General features: G+C 67.7%; 7 protein-coding genes. 3 read left to right on the plus strand and 4 right to left on the minus strand.

Annotated elements, in window-relative coordinates:
• From AAC997_RS21140 to AAC997_RS21155, 4 genes are all read right to left on the minus strand, one after another.
• Complete coding sequence (locus tag AAC997_RS21140; protein ID WP_340647685.1) at positions 1-1044, minus strand: endo-1,4-beta-xylanase; 1044 nt, start codon at positions 1042-1044, stop codon at positions 1-3.
• A complete protein-coding gene (locus AAC997_RS21145) occupies positions 1041-1454 on the minus strand; it encodes a flagellar export protein FliJ (RefSeq protein WP_340647686.1) in 414 nt (137 codons plus the stop codon). The genes AAC997_RS21140 and AAC997_RS21145 overlap by 4 nt, the downstream gene beginning before the upstream one ends.
• Complete coding sequence (gene fliI / locus AAC997_RS21150; RefSeq protein WP_340647687.1) at positions 1451-2788, minus strand: flagellar protein export ATPase FliI; 1338 nt, start codon at positions 2786-2788, stop codon at positions 1451-1453. Before fliI ends, AAC997_RS21145 begins: the two co-directional genes overlap by 4 nt.
• 70 nt (positions 2789-2858) lie before the next feature.
• Positions 2859-3257: a hypothetical protein gene (locus AAC997_RS21155; RefSeq protein ID WP_340647688.1), complete on the minus strand. Its 399-nt coding sequence runs from the start codon at positions 3255-3257 to the stop codon at positions 2859-2861.
• Between the two features lie 621 nt (positions 3258-3878).
• Between AAC997_RS21155 and AAC997_RS21160 the strand changes: the two genes are divergently transcribed.
• From AAC997_RS21160 to arsC, 3 genes are all read left to right on the plus strand, one after another.
• Entirely contained in the window at positions 3879-4574 is a 696-nt protein-coding gene (locus AAC997_RS21160) for a response regulator transcription factor (RefSeq protein WP_340647689.1), read from the plus strand.
• 156 nt (positions 4575-4730) lie between these two features.
• Positions 4731-7133, plus strand: coding sequence for a M20/M25/M40 family metallo-hydrolase (locus tag AAC997_RS21165; RefSeq protein WP_340647690.1), 2403 nt, complete (start codon positions 4731-4733; stop codon positions 7131-7133).
• A 23-nt stretch (positions 7134-7156) separates the two neighbouring features.
• Positions 7157-7507 carry an arsenate reductase (glutaredoxin) gene (arsC, locus tag AAC997_RS21170; protein WP_340647691.1) on the plus strand — a complete coding sequence of 117 codons (351 nt, stop codon included), beginning with the start codon at positions 7157-7159 and terminating at the stop codon, positions 7505-7507.
• Positions 7508-7851: the final 344 nt, after the last annotated feature.

The raw sequence follows: 7851 nt of genomic DNA on the forward strand, positions 1-7851 counted from the left end.
TCAGCCCAGGCCCTGGACCCAGGCCTGCGCGGCCGGCTTGGGATCCCCATTGATGTCGAACAGCAGCGGCGCGTCGGCGCCGTCTTCGCGTTTCCGCCAGGACTCCCGGTCCCGCAGGCCCCAGGTGGTGAAGGCGAACTGCTGGCGCTGTGGCAGCGCCGAGAAGGCCTCGGCCGCCTCACGGTAGAGATCGGCCTGACGGGTCAGACGCTCGTTGCGGTTGCCGCCCTCCTGCAGGGAGACATCCATCTCGGAAATGTGGATCGGCAGGCCCAGGGAGGCGAGGTCGGCGATGGCCGCCTTGATCAGGCCCTTCTGATCGCCGGCCGCCAGATGTGTCTGGGTGCCCAGGCCGCCGAGTGGCGCACCGGCCTTCAGCAAGGCCTCCGCCAGCTTCAGGAAGGCGGTGCGCTTCTTCGGATGGGTTTCCAGGAAGAAGTCGTTGAGGAACAGCACCGCGCCCGGGTCGGCCTCGCGGGCGTGCTGGAAGGCCAGGACCATGTGTTGCAGCTTGCCCAACTTGCGGGCCCAGAGACTATCGCGCCAGCCGCTGCCGTCGTCCTCGACAGTCTCGTTGATCACGTCCCAGCCCACGGCCTGGCCACGATAGCGGCCCACGACCGCCAGGATGTAGTTGCGGTAGGCGTCGGCGAAGCTGACCCGGCTCTCATCAAGCTCCGTAAAGGCCGCCGGGGCTTGATCGTACCAGACCAGGGTATGTCCGAAGAGGCGAAGGCCGTGAGCCTTGGCGAAGGCGGCGATCTGGTCGGGACCCTCGAAGCGGAAAGAGCCGTCCGCCTGGGCGATGTACTCCATCTTCATCTCCCACTCCGGTGTGAGTTGGGAGACCTGCTCGGTGAGCAGCCGCACCAGGGTCGGGTCCTGCAGGTGGACGGACTGGATGCAGGCGCCCACCGGGAAGGGCGCGATGCTCTTCAGGGGCGGAATGCTGACCAGCGCGGTCTGGGCGTCGGCCTTGGGATTGCAGGCCGCCAGCGCCAGGGCCGAGCCGATGAAGGCCCGGCGGTGGACGCCGGCGGTCATCGCGCGCCGACGGCCCGGCGCAAACCCAGCTCGTCGAGAGCCGCTGTTTCCTGCTTGGCCACTTCCCTCCGGCGGGCGAGCGCGATGCCCTCGGCCACCTGCTCGTATTTCTTCTGCTCTTCGAAGGCCAGGGAGAGCGCGTCTCGGGCCCCGGCCTCCTCGTCGGCGATCCGGTCGATGTCGATCTGGGCGGCGGCCTTGCGAACCCGCAGGCCTTCCAGGAAGCCCACCTGATACCAGCCGTGTTCGGCGTCCTCGCGAGCACGCTCGGCTTCAGCCTCGCCCTCGGCCTCCAGCAGGACCAGCTTCATCTCGGCGGCCATGCGCCGATCGGCGATCTCGCCCAGGCGCTTCTGCAGAATCTCGACCTCGTAGGTCGAGAGCTTGATCAGACTGTCAGCCCAACTCATGCGGCCTCACTCATCAGAATCTCGGCCAGGAGTGCGAAGCTTTCGTCGAGGCTGGTGGCCTCGTCCTTGTCCTGGCCAAGGAAGGCTTCCAGTTGCGGATTGAGGGCGATAGCCCTGTCGACGGCGGGATCGGCGCCGGCGCGGTAGGCGCCGATGCGGATCAGCTCCTCCATGTTGGCGTAGGCCGACAGCGTCTGGCGGGCGTTGGTGACGATCTGGCGCTCGTGGGGTTCGTGGCAGCCCGGCATGGTCCGGCTGATGGACTTCAGCACGTTGATGGCCGGGAAGCGGCCCCGCTCGGCGATGGCTCGCTCCATGACGATGTGACCATCGAGGATACCGCGCACGGCGTCGGCGATGGGCTCGTTGTGGTCATCACCGTCCACCAGCACGGTGAAGATGCCGGTGATCGGTCCCGCCGTGGTGCCGTCGGGACGAACCGGTCCGGGACCGGCGCGCTCCAGCAGTTTGGGCAGTTCGGTGAAGACGGTGGGGGTATAGCCCTTGGTGGTGGGCGGCTCGCCGGCGGCCAGGCCGATCTCGCGCTGGGCCATGGCGAAACGGGTGACGCTGTCCATCATGCACAGGACTTCGAGGTCCTGGTCGCGCAGGAACTCGGCGATCGCCAGGGTCATATAGGCGGCCTGCCGGCGCTTCAGCGCCGGCTCGTCTGAGGTGGCCACCACAACGATGGCCCGCTTCAGGCCCTCCTCGCCGAGGGTCTCCTCGATGAATTCGCGAACCTCACGGCCCCGTTCACCGATCAGTCCCACCACGACCACGTCGCAGTCGGCCTCCTTGGCCAACATGGATAGCAGCACCGATTTGCCGACCCCGGACCCGGCGAAGACGCCCAGGCGCTGGCCACGGCAGCAGGTGGTGAAGACGTTCATGGACCGCACGCCCAGGTCCAGGCGGGCGCCGACCCTGCCACGCGCATGGGCGGCGGGCGGCGCGGCGCGAAGCGGATAGGCCGCCGGGCCCTGTGGGAGCGGACCGAGCCCGTCTATGGGCTCGCCAAAGGCGTCGATGATGCGGCCAAGCCAGGCCCGGGTCGGGCGCACGGCCGAGCCCATGGGATCGATGCGAATTTCGGCGCCCGGCGCCACGCCCTCGACCGGGCCGAAAGGCATCAGCAGGGCGCGGGTTTCTCGGAAGCCGACGACTTCGGCTTGAAGGGGGGTGTCGGCCCGGCGCTCAATCGCCGCGCGCGCGCCCACCGACAGACGGGTAAGCCCGCCGCGGGCTTCGATCAGGAGCCCGTTCACCGCCGCGACGCGGCCTGAAACGGTCAGCGGATCGATACGCTCGACGGCCGCGACGAGGTTGCGCAAAACGGGGAACTCCGGGGGAACTTTTCAGCCCCCAGAGACTCCGCCCGACGCCGTTAACCGGTGGTGAAGATCACCCCATCCGCCGCAGGCCTGCGGCGATGCGCGCAGCCGCCCGCGGATACCGCGCGGCGAGCTTGGCCGTGCTCAGCGGCCGCCGGGCGGCGGCGCGGATCAGGGCGGGCCGGATGGCGCCGGCCAGCAGGGGTTTGGCGGTGCGCGCGATGGTTCCGCGACCGGCGATGGCCGCGATGGCCCCGATCGCCAGGCCGCCCAGAGCCATGGCCAGGATCGGGTGGGCCTTCACGTGTTCACGGAAGGTCGGCCTGGTCTTGGCTTCGGTGTCCGCCAGCCGGTCCCCAGTCACAGCGTCGTTGGCCGCACTGCCAAGGGGCGCGGCGCCGGCCTCCAGGTCATCGGTGAGAACCGGGGCGAGGTTGATACGGTCGGACTTGGCGAAGGGAGCGGGCATGGGGCGTGCTTTCAAATACAAGGGCTTCGTTCCTCCAAACGCCCTGGGCGCGGGGCTGTTCCGCTGGAAATGGGCCAGACGAAGACGGCGAGCGACGGCTCCGCGCCCGCTTCGGACGCAACAGGGTTCGCCGGCAGGTGGAGGATCACGACGGCCGGCCAGCACGGCGGCCGGATTGGAATTAATCTTGATGCGGCTTTCGGACGCGGCCTCGCGCACCGGCCGCCAAGGCCATCAGCCGCGTCGATCCTGGTGGGTGGCGCGGGACCCGATCCCTGAGGTGGCCCGCGACGGCCGCAACCTCAGACTCAAGCTATTGAACGGACTCAAGGTTCCGCTCGCGCGCCGCGCCGTCATACGCCTCAAGGGTTTTGGCCTGGCGCCGACGGCGGCCCGCCCGACGCAGAGCGAACCCTGTCCAATCACAAAAGATTCAACCCGCCGGCGTCTCGCCGCCCAGAAGCGGCGCTTGCTGGCGAATCCGAAATCGAGTTAACGATTCGGGCAGAGGCCCTTCATCATTAACCGGTCTTAAATTAACTCACTGGCAAGATGGCCGTGAGTGACGACGTGGATTCCGAACGAATCCAAATTTAGGCGCGGTCGGTTCAGGAGAATTTTATGCGCGTACTGTTGATCGAGGACGACAGCGCCACCGCGCAGAGCATCGAATTGATGCTCAAGTCGGAAGGCTTCAACGTCTACACGACGGATCTGGGTGAAGAGGGCGTGGATCTCGGAAAGATCTACGACTACGACCTTATCCTGCTGGACCTGAACCTCCCCGACATGAGCGGCATGGACGTTCTGCGCACCCTGCGGGTCGGTAAGATCAACACCCCGATCATGATCCTTTCGGGCTCCGCCGAGATCGACACCAAGGTTAAGACCTTCGGCGCCGGCGGCGACGACTACATGACCAAGCCCTTCCACAAGGACGAACTGGTCGCCCGCATTCACGCCGTGGTCCGCCGCTCCAAGGGCCACGCGCAATCGGTCATCAAGACCGGCGACATCACCGTGAACCTCGACGCCAAGACCGTTGAAGTGAACGCCAGCCGCGTCCACCTGACCGGCAAGGAATACCAGATGCTGGAGCTGCTCTCGCTCCGCAAGGGCACCACGCTCACCAAGGAGATGTTCCTCAACCATCTCTACGGCGGCATGGACGAGCCGGAACTGAAGATCATCGACGTGTTCATCTGCAAGCTGCGCAAGAAGCTGGCCGCGGCCGCCGACGGCAAGCACCACATCGAAACTGTCTGGGGCCGCGGCTACGTGCTGCGCGACCCGCAAGAGAGTGCTGTCGCCGCCTAACAGGCAGGATACCGCCAAGCACTCCACGTCCAGGAATTCGGCAGAGCGCCCGCCCTCATCGGCGGGCGTTTCTGTTTGCGCCTCACGCGTGCCGGGGTTTGCGTCCTAGGCCCCCTAGCCGCTAACGTCCGCCGCCTGAGCTCGGGGGGCGTTGCGTTGAGAAAAGATATCCTGGTGGCCGTGGTGTTCGTGGTCGCCCTCATCGCGGCGGCCATAGCCAGCATGACGCCCAAGCCCCTGGGGCTCGACGCTCCGGCTGGGGTCTTCTCCGCCGGACGCGCGATGGTTGACGACCGGGTGATCGCCAAGGCGCCTCATCCCGTGGGCTCGCCGGCCAACTACGCAGTCCGCGACTATCTGACCGCCCGGATGACCCAACTTGGCCTCTCGCCCCAGATCCAGCGCGTCGACGCCTTCCAGGAGCTCGCCAGCAAGGAGCCGCTGGTGATCGGCGGGGTGGTGGAAAACATCATCGGCGTCCTGCCCGGCAAGGATCGAAGCGCGCCCGCCCTGGCCCTGATGGCCCACTATGACAGCGTCCCAGGCTCTCCCGGCGCGGCCGACGATGCGGCTGGCGTCTCGGCCGCCCTGGAGGTCATGCGCATCCTCAAGGCGGAGGGAACGCCCGCCCGCGACGTGGTCCTGCTGCTCACCGACGGCGAGGAGGCGGGCCTTCTGGGCGCCACGGCCTTCTTCCAGAGCCATCCCCTGGCTGGCCGCATCGGGTTCGTGATCAACATGGAAAGCCGTGGCGGTGGGGGCCAGGCCAACATGTTCGAGACCTCGGCGGCGAACGGCGCGGTGATCGACATGTTCCGCAGGGTCTCGACCTCGCCGACCTCCAGCTCCCTGACGGTCTATCTCTACAAGCAGCTTCCCAACGACACCGACTTCACCGTGCCCCGCAAGGCCGGAATCGCGGGCATGAACTACGCCTTCATCGCCCGTCAGTTCGACTATCACTCCCCGGTCTCCACGCCCGAGAACCTTAGCCAGGGCAGCGTGCAGCATCTGGGCGACCAGGTGCTGGCCACGGCGCGCGAGGTGGCCTTCGCGCCGGCCCTGCCCGGCAAGACGCCAGACAAGGTCTACGCCAACACCATCGGCTCGCACCTCCTGGCCTATCCGCCGCTGGCCGGCTGGGGTGTGCTGGCCTTGACGCTCGCCCTTGTGGCGTTGGGGGCGTGGCGCGCCCGACAGGTCGACGCGTTCGCCTGGCCAGATGTGGCCAAGGGGGCCGGCGCTGCCCTCTACCTGCTGTTGACGTCGGCGACCCTGTTGATGCTGGCCCGCCGGATCACGGGCGCTGGTTTCGGATTCTATGAACAGGCCAAGCTGCTGGCAAACGTCCATCTTTGGGAGCTGGCCCTGCTGGTGGTGGGGATCGGGGCGCTGTTGTTCTCAGCCGCCGCCGTCGGTCGGGGCCGGATGCGGCTGGCCGCGGCGGGCCTGGCGTTGCTGGCCGGCCTCCTGTGCACCGCCGTTTCCGGCTGGAACCTCATCGGACTGGGCGTCGGCGGCGCCGGCGCCGTGGTCGCGCTACTGGCCTTCGGACGTCCCGCCGGCGTGGCGGGAACCTGGACAGGCGTTCTGGCCTTGGCCTTCCTCGCCGCTCTTGCGCTGCAGATCATGGCGCCGACCGCCGCCTTCCTGATCGCCTGGCCCCTGGGTATCGCCGCCTTGGCGGGCGCGATCAGCGCCATGGGAACCTGGCGGCCCGTGGCCGTCCCGGTCGTCGTGGCCGTGCTGGCGGCGCTCGCCCTGCAGTGGGTGCTGTCCTTCGCCCACGGCGTCTTCATCGGTATCGACATGGTGGAGATACAGGCGCTGTTCGTCTGGCTCGCCGCCCTGCTGCTCTGGCCCTTGATCCAGGCCGATCCGGAGGAGACCCGGCCGCGCACGGTGGCGCTGATTGTGCTCCTGGTGGGCTTCGCCCTTGTCGGGCTGGTCCGGGTGATCCCGCCCTGGAGCGCCCGCCACCCGCAGCCGGCCATCGTCGCCTATGTGGTCCAGGGGGCCACCGGACAGGCCAAACGCTTCAGCCTGGCCCCCAACCCGCCCGACTGGGCGCGCGCGGCCTTGAAGGCTGACGGGGGGCATATCGTGAAGGACGATCCCCCCATCGGATGGCGCGGCGCGGCGGGCGGCGCCCTGTCGGCCTGGGCTAAGCCGGTGAACCCGACACCCCCAGCTGTCGTGCTGAACCGCGTGATCGACGGCTCGCTGGAGGTCAAGATCGTCCCGCCGCCCGGCGCGCGCGCGATCACCCTGGACCTTCGGCCCACCGGCAAATTGACCGATGCGACGGTCAACGGCCGCCCCGCCAAGATTCTGACCAAACCAGGCCAATGGACCCGCATCCACTGGCAAGGCGCCGCCGAGGGCGTGGCCATCGGCTTCCGGGCCAAGGGGCCTGGCGTGATCGACGCCCGCTACGCCACCGTCACAGATCGCTGGCCCTCCGACGCCAAGCCGCTGGCGAAGATGCCGGCCAAGGTGTCGGGCAACGCCATCTCCGGTTCCACCATCGTCACGGGCGAGCAACGGTTCACCTGGTGACGCGGAAGGTCTAAAAGGCTCCGATGAGCGACATCACCATCTATCACAACCCCGGATGCGGCACCTCGCGCAACACGCTGGCCCTGCTGCGCGAGAAGGGCCTGGAGCCCACTGTGGTGGAGTATGTGAAGGTCGGCTGGACGCGAGATCAGCTCCACGACCTGGCCAAGGCCATGGGGGTCGGCGCCCACGACATCCTGCGCGTGCGCGGGACCCGGGCCGACGAACTGGGACTGAGCGACCCGGCCGCCTCTGACGAGGTGCTGTTCGCCGCCATGATCCTCGACCCCATCCTGGTGAATCGGCCTATTGTCGTCACGCCCAAGGGAGCCGCCCTGTGCCGTCCGGCGGAGCTCGTGCTTAGTCTTCTGTAGAGGAGGCCTGTCTAAGCAATCCTGGCGACCAGATGTCGCCGCAATCCCGTAGGATGACCCTTCTCCCGTGACAAAAGGACCAGTCCACGGCCGGGTCACATACGGTTAACCAAGGGGGGTCACGATGGCCCGGCCTGCGTTTTGCTGGCTTACCTGCCAGATGCGCCATTTTGAACTAGCCAAGGTCAAGCTTGGTTAGTGCGATACAAGTAACGGGGGCACGATGCACGAGTTCGATCCGCGACGTCCGACCCTGCGACTGGCCCCGCGCCTGCTCGTCGGCGTGGCCGGTTTCGCCGCCCTGGCCCTGGGCTGGAGGCTGACCGCCGCCGAGGCCACCGCCC

The sequence above is a fragment of the Phenylobacterium sp. genome (assembly GCF_037968635.1).
In the GTDB taxonomy this organism is placed as follows: domain Bacteria; phylum Pseudomonadota; class Alphaproteobacteria; order Caulobacterales; family Caulobacteraceae; genus Phenylobacterium.